General features: G+C 59.8%; 14 protein-coding genes. 9 read left to right on the plus strand and 5 right to left on the minus strand.

What is annotated here, in order from left to right; genetic code table 11:
• The first annotated feature begins 446 nt into the window (after positions 1-446).
• The 7 genes from AC1Z3W_RS29990 (at position 447) to AC1Z3W_RS30020 (ending at position 7158) form a co-directional block, all read left to right on the plus strand.
• Entirely contained in the window at positions 447-1313 is an 867-nt protein-coding gene (locus tag AC1Z3W_RS29990; protein WP_483509162.1) for a branched-chain amino acid ABC transporter permease, read from the plus strand.
• A 34-nt stretch (positions 1314-1347) separates the two neighbouring features.
• On the plus strand, positions 1348-2340 hold the full coding sequence (locus AC1Z3W_RS29995) for a branched-chain amino acid ABC transporter permease (RefSeq protein ID WP_483509163.1): 993 nt from the start codon (positions 1348-1350) through the stop codon (positions 2338-2340).
• The gene (locus tag AC1Z3W_RS30000) at positions 2337-3098 is read left to right on the plus strand and encodes an ABC transporter ATP-binding protein (RefSeq protein WP_483509165.1); all 762 of its coding nucleotides are present in this window, start codon (positions 2337-2339) and stop codon (positions 3096-3098) included. Before AC1Z3W_RS29995 ends, AC1Z3W_RS30000 begins: the two co-directional genes overlap by 4 nt.
• A gap of 4 nt (positions 3099-3102) precedes the next feature.
• Positions 3103-3795, plus strand: a complete 693-nt coding sequence (locus AC1Z3W_RS30005) for an ABC transporter ATP-binding protein (protein ID WP_483509167.1) — start codon at positions 3103-3105, stop codon at positions 3793-3795.
• 3 nt (positions 3796-3798) lie between these two features.
• Positions 3799-4842: an amidohydrolase family protein gene (locus AC1Z3W_RS30010; protein ID WP_483509168.1), complete on the plus strand. Its 1044-nt coding sequence runs from the start codon at positions 3799-3801 to the stop codon at positions 4840-4842.
• A 470-nt stretch (positions 4843-5312) separates the two neighbouring features.
• Positions 5313-6500 carry a porin gene (locus AC1Z3W_RS30015; RefSeq protein ID WP_483509170.1) on the plus strand — a complete coding sequence of 396 codons (1188 nt, stop codon included), beginning with the start codon at positions 5313-5315 and terminating at the stop codon, positions 6498-6500.
• Between the two features lie 97 nt (positions 6501-6597).
• Positions 6598-7158 (plus strand): hypothetical protein, encoded by a 561-nt coding sequence (locus tag AC1Z3W_RS30020; protein ID WP_483509172.1) that lies wholly within the window; start codon positions 6598-6600, stop codon positions 7156-7158.
• A gap of 97 nt (positions 7159-7255) precedes the next feature.
• Here the strand turns inward: AC1Z3W_RS30020 and AC1Z3W_RS30025 are convergent, their stop codons facing one another.
• The 5 genes from AC1Z3W_RS30025 to AC1Z3W_RS30045 form a co-directional block, all read right to left on the minus strand.
• On the minus strand, positions 7256-9097 hold the full coding sequence (locus AC1Z3W_RS30025; RefSeq protein ID WP_483509174.1) for an NAD(P)-dependent oxidoreductase: 1842 nt from the start codon (positions 9095-9097) through the stop codon (positions 7256-7258).
• Positions 9098-9107: 10 nt separating this feature from the next.
• Positions 9108-9434: a carboxymuconolactone decarboxylase family protein gene (locus tag AC1Z3W_RS30030; RefSeq protein ID WP_483509175.1), complete on the minus strand. Its 327-nt coding sequence runs from the start codon at positions 9432-9434 to the stop codon at positions 9108-9110.
• A gap of 173 nt (positions 9435-9607) precedes the next feature.
• Positions 9608-10813 carry an ABC transporter substrate-binding protein gene (locus AC1Z3W_RS30035; RefSeq protein ID WP_483509177.1) on the minus strand — a complete coding sequence of 402 codons (1206 nt, stop codon included), beginning with the start codon at positions 10811-10813 and terminating at the stop codon, positions 9608-9610.
• A 209-nt stretch (positions 10814-11022) separates the two neighbouring features.
• Positions 11023-12531: an aldehyde dehydrogenase family protein gene (locus AC1Z3W_RS30040; protein ID WP_483509179.1), complete on the minus strand. Its 1509-nt coding sequence runs from the start codon at positions 12529-12531 to the stop codon at positions 11023-11025.
• 555 nt (positions 12532-13086) lie between these two features.
• Positions 13087-13980 carry a LysR family transcriptional regulator gene (locus AC1Z3W_RS30045; RefSeq protein WP_483509181.1) on the minus strand — a complete coding sequence of 298 codons (894 nt, stop codon included), beginning with the start codon at positions 13978-13980 and terminating at the stop codon, positions 13087-13089.
• A gap of 157 nt (positions 13981-14137) precedes the next feature.
• On the opposite strand from AC1Z3W_RS30045, the gene AC1Z3W_RS30050 reads away from it, so the two are divergent.
• Positions 14138-15226 (plus strand): aldo/keto reductase, encoded by a 1089-nt coding sequence (locus AC1Z3W_RS30050; protein WP_483509183.1) that lies wholly within the window; start codon positions 14138-14140, stop codon positions 15224-15226.
• 133 nt (positions 15227-15359) lie between these two features.
• Positions 15360-15608: a hypothetical protein gene (locus AC1Z3W_RS30055; RefSeq protein ID WP_483509185.1), complete on the plus strand. Its 249-nt coding sequence runs from the start codon at positions 15360-15362 to the stop codon at positions 15606-15608.
• Positions 15609-15613: the final 5 nt, after the last annotated feature.

The following is a 15613-nucleotide window of genomic DNA, read 5'->3' on the forward strand; positions in this document are numbered from 1 at the left end:
TCCATGTGCCAGCCCGACATGGTCACATTCCCGGCACATATCGGGCGCCTAGCGGATGCGCCGAACGGCCGCTGCACAATGAGTTCACGAGATGATGGGGTGCTCTAGTGACCTCTCAAATCTAGTTCGACTGTCTTTTCATTCGACAACCGTGTCTACGTCGCACACATCGGGCGCGCCTTTCTGAAGAACGCACACGGCTGCATACTTGGGAGAGCGATGCGTCGAAGACAGAATGCGACGATCGGCGCCGCGACGGCTAAGCGACGTTCCACGCGGGTCGTCCTCTCCGCACACACCTGTCCGTCTCGACGACAGCGTTTCCAGGAAGCACCGGAAACCGCCACGCGCGGCGGTCGTCTCCGCTTGGCACGACTGTTGCACATCTGCAGGCAGGTACGGGCAACCGACCCGACACGGACAACTTGAAAAATCGGAGACACACCTTGGAAAGCTTCATTGCAGCCGGAGTGAACGGGCTGACCCTCGGCACGCAGTACGCGCTGATCAGCATCGGCTTCACACTCATATTCAGCATCATGGGCGTGGTCAATTTCGCTCATGGCGGCTTCTATATTCTGGGGGGCTACATCGCATATTCGCTATCCGCCCTGCTCGGACTGCCGTTCGTGGCGGCCGTTCTGATCGCGACGCTCGTGACAGGTATCCTCGGCTACGTCGTCCAGCGGTTGTTCGTCGACAAGTACGTGAGCGACCATCTCGCGACGATGCTGATCACCCTGGGCATCTACCAGATCATGACCACCGGAGTCACCTACTTCTACGGCGCCGAACCGGTCGATTTCCATTTCCCGATCACGGGTTCACTGCGCGGCCCTGGTTTCTACATCCCGTATCCAAACATCGTCGTGACCGCCGTCTGCGTCACTGCGATCGTCGGCGTGTATTACCTCGTGTTCCGCACTCGCTACGGCATCGCGCTGCGCGCAATGGCGGACGACGCACCAGTCGCGCGCGCGCAAGGCATCCCGCCTGCTCGGATGTTTCCAATGGCATTCGGAATCGCGACCGCTTTGGCAGGGCTCACGGGTGCGCTCGTGACGCCGATGCTCGCGCTCGAGCCGACCGGTGGTGAGTCGGTGCTCGGCAAGGCGTTCATCGTCGTGATCCTGGGCGGCCTCGGCAGCGTAACCGGCGCGATGATCGCGGCGTTCGTCGTCGGGATCATCGAAGCGTACTCGAGCGTCTATCTCGGCGGCTCGCAAGGTGCGCTGGCACTGTTCGTGCTGGTCGTGCTGATTCTGCTCGTGCGGCCACAGGGTCTGCTCGGCACCGTCGCACGTAAGGCCTGATCCGTAACCTGAATATACTCGCGAGCTCATCCTCATGAACCCGAACCGTCATCGCGACTTCAAGCTCGATATCTGGGGCGTCGTGTTGCTCCTCCCGCTCGCTGTCGTCCCGCTCGTCACGGCCGACACGTTCCTGAACTCCCTCACCTACCAGTGCGCGATCGGTGTGAGTGCCGCGCTCGCCGTCTACATCACCCTAAGGCTGGGCCTCCTGTCTTTCACCGTACCCGCGTTCATGGCTGTCGGAGGCTACGCAGCCGCCATGCTTGCGAAGGCAGGCATGACCGACCTACTGGTACTGATGGGCGTGTCATTCATCATCCCAGCGCTGGTTGCCATTCCGCTCGGTGCGATCGTGCTGCGCCTCAAGGGTGTCTATTTCATCATCATCACGTTCCTGTTCAACGAAATCCTTCAACTCGTGATCTTCGAGACCCCGACGCTGACCGGCGGCGCGGACGGCATTCCCGACGTGCCCAGCGCGACGCTGTTCGGTCACCACCTCGGCTCGTCGTCCATGTTGATATTGGTGACCATTGCCATTTGCCTGGTCGCGACCCTGATCACCCTCTTTGTCACCCAATGGTTCCGTGCGGAATTCACGTCGATAGACGAAAACGAAACCCTTGCGGAAAGCCTTGGCGTCGCCGTGTGGAAATACCGGACGATCGGCTTTGTCGCGTCCGCTGGGGTTTCCGGACTCGCGGGCTTTGCGCTGGTCAATATGCTCGCCACCGCGCATCCGAGTTCGTTCGCATCGTGGTCGATCAATAACTACATCGCCTACGCCTTCGTCGGCGGCCGCGGTTCGATGCTCGGCATCGTTGTAGGCAGTCTGCTGTTGATCGTGATGACAAATATCTTCAGCGGCTACGCGAGCTTTTCGGCCGGGCTTTTCGGTCTGTTGCTCGTGGTCGTGATGATGGCCGCGCCCGGCGGACTCGTTGGAACCTGCATGAAATTGTTCTCACGCCGCAAGGCTCCCGTCGACACGCAGCGCAAGTCGGTGAACTGGAGGAAAGCATGAACACGACACACGATCTTCATTCCCGAGACAGCACCGTTCGACAGGTACTCCGCATCGATGGTGCATCAAAGCGTTTCGGTGGGCTCAAGGTATTCGACAACATTTCATTCTCGGTGCCGCAAGGCGAAGTGGTCGGCGTGATCGGACCAAATGGGGCCGGCAAGACAACGCTGATCAACGTCATCTGCGGCATGCTGCGGCCCACCGCTGGGCGCATCATGCTCGGTGAACGCGACATCACGTCGAAGGCCTTTCATACGGTAAGCCGGCTTGGCGTCGCACGTAGTTTCCAACAGACCAACACGTTCAGCCATGTGAGCGTCGAGGAAAACCTGTTCCGCGCAACCCGTTTCGGTGCCGCGCACAGCGGCCCATCGCTCGGACTCGACGCGCTGCTCGACGAGTTCGGTCTGTCGCCGCATCTGCACGAACCGAGCGGCAAGCTCCCGTATGGTCTGCAGAAAATGCTCGGCCTGATCATGACGCTCGCGACACGCCCGCGCTTCTTGCTGCTGGACGAGCCGGCCGCTGGCCTCGAGCGCAGAGAGCGCACGCAGGTCGATCGCTTCATCTCGCACGCCCGTGCGACGCTCGGATGTGGAGTGCTGATCGTCGAGCACGACATGGATCTCGTGCACCGGCTGTGCCCGCGCATCCTGGTGCTTGAGGCCGGACGCCTGCTCGCGGAAGGGCCGCCCGACGAAGTGCTGGCACGCCAGGATGTAATCGATGCCTATCTCGGCGTCACGGAGGAATGAACCCATGCTGACAATCGACAATCTGCGGGTCCGCTACGGCGGGATCGAGGCGTTGCACGACGTATCGGTCGAAGTGAAACAGGGTGAATCGGTGCTGCTGGTCGGCTCGAACGGCGCCGGCAAGTCGAGCCTGATCAATGCGGTCGTCGGACTGGTACCGACCGTGTCCGGGCGAATTGTGTTCGAAGGCACGGATCTTTCGGACATATCCTGCCCGGCACGTGCCCGTCTCGGAATAGGCTACTCCCCCGAAGGCCGCCGCGTATTCAGTTCACTGAGCGTGACGGAGAACGTAATGGCAGGCACCACCGGCATTCCGGTCGAGCAGGCGCGGGAAAACCTCGAATGGATGCGCAAGACTTTCCCGTTGCTGGCGGAGCGCGGTGATCAACCCGCAAATCAACTGAGCGGCGGCCAGCAGCAGATCGTCGCGATCGCCCGGGCCGCAAGCACGATGCCGAAGCTCCTGCTGCTCGACGAGCCGTTTCTCGGCCTCGCACCGGTATGGATCGGGCACGTGAGCGATGCAATCCGTTCATTGCAACAGCGCGGCACGACGATACTCATGACAGAACAGATGGCGCGCCCGGCGCTGAAGCTCGTTGATCGTGCATACGTAATCCGCAACGGCGAAGTGCGCCGTAGCGGAAGCGTCGACGAGATCCGTGAGCTTGCTCTCGCAGAGGAGTACCTGTAGTCCATGACGAGCCGAACTTTCGACCCATCACGTCATCATCAAATCCTGGCGGGCCGCGACGAGCCTATCCTTGATCCGGAACTCCCGATCATCGATGCGCATCATCACCTGTACGATCGGCCGGCGCTTCGTTACATGCTCGACGATTACCTGGCCGATACACGTGCCGGCCATCGCATCGTCGCATCTGTCTATCTGGAAACGCAGGCTTTCGCACGCCAGACCGGCTCCACGGTGATGCGTCCCATCGGCGAAATCGAGTTTGCGAACGGCATTGGCGCAATTTGCGCGAGCGGCGAATACGGCGACTGTCGTGTCGCTGCCGCGATTGTCGGCTATGCCGATTTGCGGCTGGGGGCATCGGTCGCCGAATTGCTGGATCGTGCGCTGATGAGTGCACCCGAACGCTTTCGCGGCATTCGGCAGGTATCGATCGATGATCCGACCGACGCGCCGTACCGCTTCATCACCCATCGTCCGCCGCGCGGTGTGATGCAGAGCCCTCGCTTTCGCGAAGGCTTCGCCGAGCTGGTGAGACGCGGTTTGAGCTTCGATGCGGCGGTGTTTCATCACCAGTTGCAGGACATCATCGATCTTGCCGACGCCTTCCCGGATGCCATCATCGTGCTCGACCACTGCGGCCATCCGATGGCCATGGACATGACCGACGACGCACGCGCCGAAGTGTATCGTCAGTACCATCATGCCATCGCAGAGGTTGCGCAACGATCGAACGTGCACTGCAAGATCGGCGGTCTCGGGATGCCGTTCTGGGGCTTTCGCTTCGAGGAACGTGAGGACCCAATCGGCTACGAGGAGCTTGCGGCGGCCTGGCGCCCGCACGTCGAGACCTGCATCGAGGCGTTCGGTGCCGAGCGCTGCATGATGGAAAGCAACTACCCTCCCGACGGTCGGTCCGCCGGCTTCGTCCCGATCTGGAACGCGTTGAAACATATAACGCGTTCCGCTACGCCAGCCGAGAAGGCCATGCTATTCCATGGAACCGCAGCCCGCGTCTACGGCATCGATCTGCCTGACCTTACATAACTTCTCGCCTGTCTTTCCGGCGTGCGGGATTCCTCAGCCTGGACGCCGACTCCCCCAATGTGTCCTCTTCTTACGTCGCGCGACCGCGCTGTCACGCATAGAGTTCGTGCGCCGCCCCTCAGGCGAATGCCAAATGCTGTGTGCTTTGCGAGAACGCTCCTGTCGCCATAGAGGACATGGATTTGTTAAAGCCAATAGAAGAACCGTAGATATCGCTTTCAAAACCATTCCAAATTAATCATACAAAAACAGAATGATGACTAGTTAACCCTATTGATTTCGAATTTTGCTCTGTCATCGCAGCGGAATTCATCCCCCATACCACTCCTTGGTTCACCTACCTGCCATTCATTCTTTCTTCTCGCATCTGGCACGGAGGTTGCGTTTTATGCATATCCGATGAATCTTGATATGTTCAAGTATGACAAATCATCTGGATAACTAACTACACACGTCTGGAGACGATCCCTATGAAATCGAAAATGAAGCGCTCACTGCTTTGCTGCGCGGCCCTCGCACTGCCAGCCTCCGCGAGCCATGCACAGAGCACCGTAACGCTGTATGGCGTGATCGACGAGGGTTTGATGTATCTGAGCAATACGGGCGGTGCCAGCGGCGGCAAGAAGATCTACCTCGAGTCGCTGAGCGGGCTGATGGGTAGTCGATGGGGGCTCACTGGAAAGGAGGATCTCGGCGGTGGATGGCGGACGATCTTCACGCTCGAGTCGGGCGTCAACTTGAATAACGGGACGGCTGCGCAGGGCGGTGCTCAGTTCGGCCGACAGGCCTTCGTCGGTGTCGCCAGCGACCAGTTCGGCACGCTGACGCTCGGTCGCCAGTACGACATGATTTTCTACATGCCCGCTCCGCTCACCGGTTCGAACCTGCTCGGCGGCGACTATGCGACGCATCCCGGCGACATCGACAACGCCGGCAACGGCGTGCGCGTCAACAATGCTATCCGCTTCATGAGCCGGGATTACAGCGGATTCACGTTCGGAGGTGAATACAGCGTGGGCGGCATCGCCGGCAATGTCACGTCGAACAGTGGCTATTCTGTCGGCGCGGCCTATGCAACCGGCCCCCTCAAGGTCGCAGCCGGATTCGAGTATTTCAAGACGCCGACATCCGCGACTCCTGGCTCGGGCTTCTTCACCGGTAATGCGAATGGCGCCACGACGCTCTCTCAGTCGCTGAATAGCGGTTATACGGGTGCCCAGGCGTACCAGGTCGCAATGGTTTCGGCAAACTATGCGATTTCCGCATTGACGCTCGCCGCATCGTTTTCGAATGTCCAATATGCACATCTCGGCGCTGCGTTTGCGAACGGCACGGCCCGCTTCAACAGCTACGACGTGGGGGCGAAATACCAGTTTAGTCCCTCCTTGTTCATGGGCGTCGCTTACGACTACGTAACTAGCGCGGGGGTATCGAAGGCCGCCGGCGGCACGGTCGGTAACCAGCACTTCCACCAAGTGTCGTTCCTCGCCGACTACTTCCTTTCGAAGCGCACCGATGTCTACCTCGGTGTCGGTTGGCAGCGTGCATCCGGTACCTCGTCGGTCGGTACGCGAGCGGTCGCGGATATTGATTCGCTCGGCGATTCGTCGAACAACCATCAGTTCCTCGCACGCCTCGCCTTGCGGCATAAATTCTGATGATGCACGGCTCCGCCGCGTTGATGCGGCGGACATCGTGAGAAGTCAACGTACGAGAGGGGATCGGTCGGACCACGCACCGCGTCGCCGGCCGATCATGATAAACAACCCCGACATGCGGAGTTGGCGCACATCGAGCCGCATCGCGTACCGGAGCGTCGCGGGGCACGTGCCGAACTATTCTGCTGGTTCTAGAAAAATCGACCAAATTCCGAATCACTGTGGACGGCGAATCGAAAACGCTACAATCGGCGACGCAGAATATCGGTGCGTCGCCGTCCTTGTTCAGCACGATGGCGATTCTCGAATCCAGATCTGCAAGATGCTTGTTCCCGGCCCAGACGCCGACAACGAGGTACAACTTGCAGCACGACGATCGCCCCGGTCTGCACGATCTGACGGTGATTCGCGCACATCCTCCGTTCATCCCCGCACGAGATGTGCCGACCGCCGCCGCGAGCCGGGCATCAACGCCAGATTGTTCGTGCTGCCGACACCACCACGCGATTTCGCGATGAATAAACGACGCCCTCTCGGCATCAGCCGCTTCGACGAATTTGATGCGTTATATCCGCCTTCGATCGCCACCGGTTCGAACACGATGGATCGCATCGTCAGTACCTTGAAGATGTCTGATGATCGAGGTCACTCATACTGAGCAGCGCCGTCACGTCTCTTATTTGCGTGAGCCAGTTCCGCGGCAATCTGCGGTGCCAGGTTCTTTCCGTACGCGGCCCGAAGGCCGGTGCCAGTGTTCATGCACTGGCGAAGCGAACATTCGCTGTCATTTCGAAAAGCCGCACGATCGCATCGATGTTCTCGGTCTTGCCAAAATTATGCGCACCGGCCTCGTAGAGGCTGCACACCGTCCTCGCGACAAGCATCGGCGCGCCACAGGCGAGCGCCAGTCGGCCTGCTAGTTGCAAATCCTTGACCATCCATTGCAGCTGGAAATCAACGGTCGCCTTACCATCCGACAGCGACGGCAGGATCCTCTCAGAGGCAGCACTCCATCCGGTGCTATGGTTAATCACGGTCGCGACCGTGTCCAATCTGAGCCCGGCCTTCACCGCAATTGACGCTGACTCGTACGTGAGCAAGCAGTTGCAGGCTGATATCGCGTTATTGACGAGTTTCGTGATGTGGCCGTTACCGAGACGCCCGCAACGCACAACATTCTGGCTAATCGATGCGAGGATGGGTTGCACCGCATCGAACGTATCGTCCTGGCCGCCGCACATGATCGAGATCGTTCCAGCAATGGCGTCACGCGCACCGCCCGCTACCGGTGCATCAATCAACGACACCCCGAGCTGCCGCAACTCCGCACCGATGGCAACGGTCATCGAAGGGTCGCCGGTGGTCTGATCGACCACGATTTTGCCGGGCGACAATCCTTCTGCCAGTCCTCCCTCGTCGAAAATCAGCTCCCGAACCGTGGCTGACGTCGGCACGCAGATGAAGATCACATCGCAGTCACGTGCGAGCGAAGGTAGATCCTTTGCGACCATAGCGCCTTCCGACTCTAGCGCAAGCCTAGCTTCCGCCCTCAGATCGAACACGCGCACCGGATGCGACACGAGGAGACGCCGCGCCAGCGCGCCGCCCATCGTGCCAAGACCGACATAGCCGATCCGCAGTGGCGCGTAACTCGCGAATGCAGACGCCTGCGGCGACGCTTCGGGAGAAGCGAGTGTTCCTGCGTCCGCATCCATGATCCGAGTGCCTGCCATCGACTCAACAAGTTCGATGGCCCGTTCGAGCTGCGCAGTCTCGCCCATCGTATTGACGCCAATCTGAAGCAATCCACGCACGATGTTCGTAAGCGGCGTCGGCACATCGTTGTCCATTGCGAGCTGAATTGCCTGGTCCATGTCCTTGAGCATCAGCGCCATCGCAAAGCGGCTGGGCAAGCGCTTCCCTGTGGCCAGCTCCGCCAGCGTCGTACGGGTCGCACGATTGCGTCCAGAGCCCCGGTTCACCGCATCTGTCAAAGCAGCGAGGGGCACTCCCATTTTACGGCCCATCGCCATGACTTCGAGCGTCGACAATCGGCACCCGGCGCTCAGCAAGTTATTGACGAGCTTCATCGCTTGGCCGTCGCCCACCCGCTCGCCGCATCGGAATATATTCGGACTGATTGCCCGAAGCACGGGAAGCGCAGTCTCGCAAGCCAATGCCGGGCCCGACACCATGATGGAGATCGTGCCCGCGTTCGCGCCGACAACCCCGCCCGAGACCGGTGCGTCAATCAACGTAACGCCCGACTCGGTAAGTCGCGCGGCAAGAGCACGGGTCTGCGCAGGAGCGCCGCTCGTCTGGTCGATGATCAACATGCCTGCGCGAAGGCCTCCAGCAAGTCCATCGTTCCCGAAGATCAAGGCATCGACATCCGACGTGCGAGGCAGACACAGCAGGATCAGATCGCATCGGTAGGCGAGTTCAGCGGGCGACGAAGCAACGACTGCGCCGAACCTTTCAAATGTTGCCGACGCAGCCGGATTCAGGTCCCATACAATCAATTGGTATTCTTCGAGCAGCCGTCGAGCGAGCGCGGATCCCATCGACCCCAGGCCGATATATCCGATTGTCTTCACGTTCGTCCTCTTACTTGCTTTCTGCTTCGAACAACTCGAGCGCTGCCTTGCCGGCACTCAGGCCGGCGGGCCAGCCAGCATAGAACGTTACCTGCACAATCAGCCCGCGTAACTCGTCCAGCGTGATGCCCGCCTCGACGCCGCGCGCCATCCATGCCTTCATCTCCTCCACTTTCCCGCCAGCGGCGAGCACACCGAGCGTGACGAGAACACGATCGCGGAAAGCGAGTTCTGGTTGCTTCCAAACATCGCCTAGCAACACGTCGGCACGGATGCGGGCGAGCTGTGGGACATGGTGATAGATGCGGACGGAATCGCCTGTAGCCGTGTAAGTCATAGAGTGCTCCTAAAATAGTACGGTGATGAGAGAAAATTTCCACTTCGTCCATACTCGAGGCGATATCCGTCGGATCGGACATTACCTAGGTATGTCGTAATCCTTATTACATCATCCTGTTTTAACTTCGATGCGTGTGCGCCGGGTGGTCATCCGGCGCACACGTCGACGCATTACTTAGCGGATTCTTGCGGAATTTCGATCTTCTGCTGAGGCTCCCGCTTGCCATTCACGACGAAATTGACTGCGACCGGAAACGAGAGTTCCTGATTGATTCCGTACTGCCCCTTGCCGCGCCAGCCAGCTTTTCCGACGTAGCGAGACTCCGGCGTCATCGTGCGCAGCGCGGCAGCGATCTTTTCGCCATCTTGATCGGTTCCCGCGGCAGAAATAGCCTTCAGCAACATCTCGGCCGCAATCTGTTCGTTGTACCAGAGCGCCATTTCCGGCAATGGGCGCTTCATCGTCGCCTCGAAATCTGCGTCAAGCTTCTTGATGCCTGGAAGATCAGTCGGGATGTGGTCGAACCAGTAGAACGCCTTCTGTTTCGCCATGCCACCGGAGTTGGCGATTACGACATCGCCGCCTGCTCCCATGCGGCCAAACGCGCCGTTGTAGCCCGCTTCTCGCATCTGCTTCACCAGAATCGCCCCCTCGCCCGGCGGCATGCCACCGAGTTCGACCGCGTCGACGTTCATACCCATCAGCCTCACGACGATGGGTGCGAAATTCGAGGTACCGCGCTGGTACCACTCCGTGGTCGTCTTCACACCGGCGTCGTTGTATGTCTTCGCCAGCGCCTTACCCGGGTCGGTTCCGCCTTGGTCGTTCGGGCCGAGCACGACGGCGGTTTTCAGGTTGAACCGATCCCTGGCCGCCTTGACGGCAGCGGGCGCCCATACAACCGGCGACTGGATTTCGTGGAATACGAGCGGAAACTCAGGATTGAGCACGTCGGACGCGAACGATGGCGTGAAGCTGACCACGCCATTGCGTTTCGCCACTGGCCGAAAGCCAGTGATTTCCGGCGAGATAACTGGGCCGACGACCGCATGAACACCCTGGCTGGCGAGGTAATTTGCGGCCGCCGCACCGCCTGCAACCGTCGATTGCGTGTCGACGCTGACCACCGAAACCTTGCACTTGCGGTTACCGACCTGCAGTCCGCCACGCGCGTTGGCCCATGCAGCCTCGAAGTCGGTCGCCGCCTTTTCCGACAGGCCCCAACTCGCGCCACCGCCAGTCATCGGCCCTGCGACACCGAGCTTGATCGTGCACTCCTGCGCCGTCGCTGGCAGGCTGGCAGCGCACGCTGCGACCGCCAGTACCGACATCGCAACCGCTCGCTTGCCGCGCCGGCAAGTAATGATTCTGTTCATATTGACGTCTCCGATTGTTGTTGAGTTGACTATACTTCCAGCCCCGTCTGCGCGTGGCTCATCCAGCGAAAGCGACATTCCATCGTTCGGATTTCGTAGACGGATGCGACACATTCACGGCCGTCCACTGCTGCCCGCACAACGCTCTCCACTACCGACACGCCTGACAACAGCATCCCGGCATGATTTCTCACGACCCCAGGAATGGATTACAGCCGCATGAACACGGATTTGGTCTGGGTGTAGGCGTCGATCGACTCCGAACCCATCTCGCGCCCGAACCCCGATTGCTTGTAGCCTCCCATCGACATGACGGGATCGGCCTCCGCATAAGTGTTAATCCAGACGCGTCCTGCCTTCATCGCGCGCGCGACTCGGTGCGCGCGAGCGATATCGCGCGTCCAGACTGCGGACGCGAGGCCATATTCAGTATCGTTGCCCTTGAAGACGACATCGTCTTCGTCCTTGAATGGAATGATCGACAGCACCGGCCCAAAGATTTCCTCGCGCGCGATCTTCATGTCGTTTGAGACCGCGCTGAACACCGTCGGCTCCACAAAATAGCCGCACGTGCCGACCCGGTCCCCACCGAGGTTCAGCGTTGCGCCGCCGCTCTTCCCCACGTCGACGTATGACAACACGCGCTCCATCTGCTTCGCCGAAATCAGCGGGCCGAGCTTTGTATCCGCATCGAATGGAGAACCGACCTTGTACGTGGCGGCAATCTTCGCGATCCGCTCAGTTGCTTCGTCATGCAGACTCTCGTGAACAAACAGACGCGTGCCGGCTGAACAGATTTGCCCCGAATTCCCGCAGAAGGTCGCCACCGCTGTCTCGAACGCCTTATCGATATCGGCATCGGGGAAGATAATGTTCGGCGACTTGCCGCCGAGTTCCAGCGTGACCTTCTTCATGTTGCTGGCCGATGCTTGCAGAATCTGCTTGCCGATTCCTGTCGACCCCGTGAACGCGACCTTGTCGATATCCGGATGCGCCACCAATGCAGCACCGGCCGTCGCGCCGAACCCGGGTACAATGTTCAGCACGCCCGCGGGCAAGCCGGTGCCTTCGATCAGTTCCGCCAGCCGCAAGGTGCTAAGCGGTGTCTGCTCCGCCGGCTTCAGGATCGCGGTATTGCCACAGGCGAGCGCTGGGGCAATCTTCATCGCTGCCATCGCAAGCGGCACATTCCACGCGTTGATGAGCCCGCATACACCCATCGGCTCACGCAGCATGTAGATGAAGCGCGCGCTATCGGTCGGGTTTGTCGTGCCGTAAATCTTGGTCGGCCATCCGGCGTAATAGCGAAAAATCTCGGCCACTTGGGCCGCACGCGCCCTCGCGGACGAAAGCGGCATCCCGTTGTCGAGGGTCTCTAGAATCGCAAGTTCTTCGCTGTGCAGTTCGACCGCGTCGGCGATATCCAACAGATACCGCGTGCGCGTGTGCGGCGAAATGCCGGTCCACGACGGCGCCTCGAACGCTCGCCGCGCAGCTACGACAGCAGCATCAATATCTGCACTGTCGGCCTCCGCGACGGTCGTGAGCACCGCCTCTGTAGCCGGATTGATCGTTTCGAACGTCTTGCCGGATACCGCGTTGACCCATTTCCCGCCGATGAGCATTTGCTTCGGGCCGGAGCTCAGCCAGTCGAGCACATTTCTATGACTGTTACTGACCGCCGTGGCGGAGTCCGGAGCGAGTGTTGTATTGGGCATGAGTCATCCTCCATTGGGTTGCGTAGTCGCATTCGGTATGAACACCGCGAAGCGGGACCCGCCATCCTCCGCAAGTTCAATGCCAATCCGAATGCGCGCCAGCAACCGGCCCTAGCGGCGAGACAGCATATCCGGAGAACGGATTTCCGTCCCCGCCACGGACATGTGTCTCCGCGCAAGACACTTGGTCGGCGCATACCCCCGATCCCGAACACTTCTCGTTTGCCGTATGCAGACGGTCCGGGGGCGTGCCCCGAGCCTCATCGGCTGAGGCGCCTCAAAGACTGAGGCCGAACGGCTCGGCCAGATGGTTCATCGCCGTTGTCACGTAGTACGGCTTGTCGTAGAAATCGAAGGGCGAGGCCTTGGATTGCCAATCCGCAATTTCAGCTGTATTGCCTGCACATACGCGACCTAACGGAACTCCACCATCTCTGCTCCGCAGTCCTGCGATCCCGATTGCAACGACCCAGCACACCGCTTCGTTGCGCGACAGCGCTATGATTTGCCGCCCCTCTGTGCCACGCGCCCTAATCACGCTTCGTCCTCAAGGGATCATGTGCGGTAACGCAATGCATCTACCAGCAGCGACATCGCTTTCGACGTTCCGCGGCGGCTTGGGTAGTAGAGATGGAAACCCGGGAATACCGGACACCAATCCGGCATGGCTTCGACCAACCGGCCCTGGTTGATGTACGGGCGAACGACGTCCTCCGGGACAAATGCGAGACCGACGCCCGCCAGTGCAGCTGTGATGGTTTGATACAGACCGTTCAATATCATCTGGCCCTGCACCCGGACGCGTACCTCTTTCTTTCCCTTCTTGAATTCCCATGCATACAGCCCCCCGTGTGTCGGCAAGCGAAAGCTGATGCAATTGTGCTTGGCGAGATCCCCTGGTGTTGCAGGCGCGGGATGTGTCGACATATAGGAAGGTGAAGCAACTACAGCGAATCGCTGATCCGGCCCAACGCGCACGGCGATCATGCCATCGGCAACCGTACCACCCAGCCGAATTCCCATGTCATAACGCTCGGCCGCGATATCAGCCATTCCATAGTCGATCGCCACCTCGATCTGGATGTCGGGATAGGTATTGAGAAATTTGGCAAGTCTCGGCCATAGGACCGTATCTGCAGCATGCTCGGTCGCCGTAATCCGGAGCAGTCCGCTGGGTCTGTCCCGCAGTTCGGAAACCGCGTTCATTTCGGCTTGAACCTCTGCTAGCCGTGGGCCTGCCGTTTCGAGCAGACGAGCACCCGCCTCGGTAGTCGATACACTTCGAGTCGTGCGGGTCAGCAACCGGACACCCAGCCTCGCCTCAAGTCCTCGCACAGTCTGGCTTAGCGTCGATTGCGTTACGCCAAGCTTCGCCGCTGCGCGTGTAAAACTCCGCTCCTGCGCGACAGCAATGAAGGCGAGTACACCTGTGAAGTCTTCAATGGCCATTAATAAGTCCGCCCACTAAGTCCATTCGTATTCTAGCGGCTAATCAGATGCGGCGATCCTTTCTAAAATTCCACGAGTCGCCTGCACCTCACTGTCTTGCCATCCTCCCAATACTCGAGCGTGGCCCGCTCGAAATATGTCAACAGGTAATCTCGCAATGAAATACCGCACACTCGGACGCTCGGGCATGGTCGTCTCCACGCTCGGACTTGGCACGATGTACTTCGGAGACGAAACCTCGGAGCCGGACGCATTCGCGATTCTGGACGCTTTTGTCGAAGGCGGCGGCAATCTCATCGATTCGGCCGACGTGTATGTTGGAGGAATCGCTGAGCAGGTCGTCGGACGCTGGTTGAAAGATCGTCCAAACGACATCACGGATCGCGTCGTGCTCGCCACAAAGGGACGCGGAGGCACGGGCCCCGACGTTAACGATGTCGGGCTGTCGCGACGCCACCTGCAGAGGGCCCTCGATGCGTCGTGCCGGCGGCTGGGTCAGGAAACCATAGACCTGTATCAATTGCACGCATGGGACCCGCTCACGCCAGTCGAGGAAACCTTGTCGTTTCTCGACGACGCCGTCAAGGCGGGGCGAATTCTGTACGTCGGTTTATCAAACTTTACCGGCTGGCAACTTCAGTTGATGATCTCCACCGCGCGGGCAATGGGCGTCACGATCCCGTTGAGCCTCCAACAGCAATACAGCCTTCTGTCGCGCGAGAGCGAGTGGGAAGTGATTCCCGCAGCACTTCACAACGAAGTGGGTATCCTGCCCTGGTCGCCACTCGCCGGAGGCTTCCTGACGGGCAAGTATCAGCGCGGAAACACGCCGGCGCCGAATACCCGCGCAGGATCGAGCAAGCCGCTCTATCAATGGGTATCGTCGGAATATGCTGAGAACGACCGCAATTGGTCAACCGTCGATACAGTCGTTCGAATCGCCAACGACCTCGGCACCACACCAGCACGAGTCGCACTGAGTTGGCTGAGCAATCGCCCTGGCGTGACCGCACCAATTTTCGGCGCACGCACGCTTGCTCACCTGAAGGAGGCGCTGGGCGCTTGCGATCTCGTGCTGGACGAGGACGCTACCGCCGCGCTCGAGAAAGTGAGCGCGCCCGCCCCCGGAGGCTATCCGTATGGAGCGTTCGGCGTGGGGCAACGAAGACGCTTTCTTGAATCGTCCGTACATGGGCTGGTCTCTGTTGTCTCCGGTGGTTCCGCTCACCCGCTGGGGCGTTGCTGACCCCGACGAAGTACGGAACTGTCCCGGGGTGTCGTTACAGCTGTTCAGCGCGGATGCAACACCTCGGGTGTCACCGGGTACGTGTTGCAGTCGTACCGTCAATCGCGATCGCGCGGACCACGGAGATGTATCCATGATCAATGTTGCCGATGTCCAGATGCTGTTTGTCGATCTGCGGCCAGAACTAACGAGCGGCTGCAAAACCATTCTCCCTCAGGCACTTGCGGCGAATCCAGCAGTCCTGGCCAACATCGGACAACTCGTTGGCATGCCGATAGCATTCTACGTCGTATCAGTACGAGATGGACCTGGACAACTTATCCCGGAGCCGTTTCGTGAATATCCGCAGACCAAATTAAAGCTGTCACCGTTTGCGAAGTAAAAATG

Source organism: Burkholderia sp. 10_S31 (assembly GCF_056930375.1).

What these genes read in the sequence shown, in the direction of transcription:
- AC1Z3W_RS30040 (WP_483509179.1), bottom strand. Translation starts at nt 12,531, where the DNA reads ATGCCCAATACAACACTCGCTCCGGACTCCGCCACGGCGGTCAGTAAC.
- AC1Z3W_RS30045 (WP_483509181.1), bottom strand. Translation starts at nt 13,980, where the DNA reads ATGGCCATTGAAGACTTCACAGGTGTACTCGCCTTCATTGCTGTCGCG.
- AC1Z3W_RS30050 (WP_483509183.1), top strand. Translation starts at nt 14,138, where the DNA reads ATGAAATACCGCACACTCGGACGCTCGGGCATGGTCGTCTCCACGCTC.
- AC1Z3W_RS30000 (WP_483509165.1), top strand. Translation starts at nt 2,337, where the DNA reads ATGAACACGACACACGATCTTCATTCCCGAGACAGCACCGTTCGACAG.
- AC1Z3W_RS30055 (WP_483509185.1), top strand. Translation starts at nt 15,360, where the DNA reads ATGATCAATGTTGCCGATGTCCAGATGCTGTTTGTCGATCTGCGGCCA.
- AC1Z3W_RS30030 (WP_483509175.1), bottom strand. Translation starts at nt 9,434, where the DNA reads ATGACTTACACGGCTACAGGCGATTCCGTCCGCATCTATCACCATGTC.
- AC1Z3W_RS29995 (WP_483509163.1), top strand. Translation starts at nt 1,348, where the DNA reads ATGAACCCGAACCGTCATCGCGACTTCAAGCTCGATATCTGGGGCGTC.
- AC1Z3W_RS30020 (WP_483509172.1), top strand. Translation starts at nt 6,598, where the DNA reads ATGATAAACAACCCCGACATGCGGAGTTGGCGCACATCGAGCCGCATC.
- AC1Z3W_RS30035 (WP_483509177.1), bottom strand. Translation starts at nt 10,813, where the DNA reads ATGAACAGAATCATTACTTGCCGGCGCGGCAAGCGAGCGGTTGCGATG.
- AC1Z3W_RS30005 (WP_483509167.1), top strand. Translation starts at nt 3,103, where the DNA reads ATGCTGACAATCGACAATCTGCGGGTCCGCTACGGCGGGATCGAGGCG.
- AC1Z3W_RS30015 (WP_483509170.1), top strand. Translation starts at nt 5,313, where the DNA reads ATGAAATCGAAAATGAAGCGCTCACTGCTTTGCTGCGCGGCCCTCGCA.
- AC1Z3W_RS30010 (WP_483509168.1), top strand. Translation starts at nt 3,799, where the DNA reads ATGACGAGCCGAACTTTCGACCCATCACGTCATCATCAAATCCTGGCG.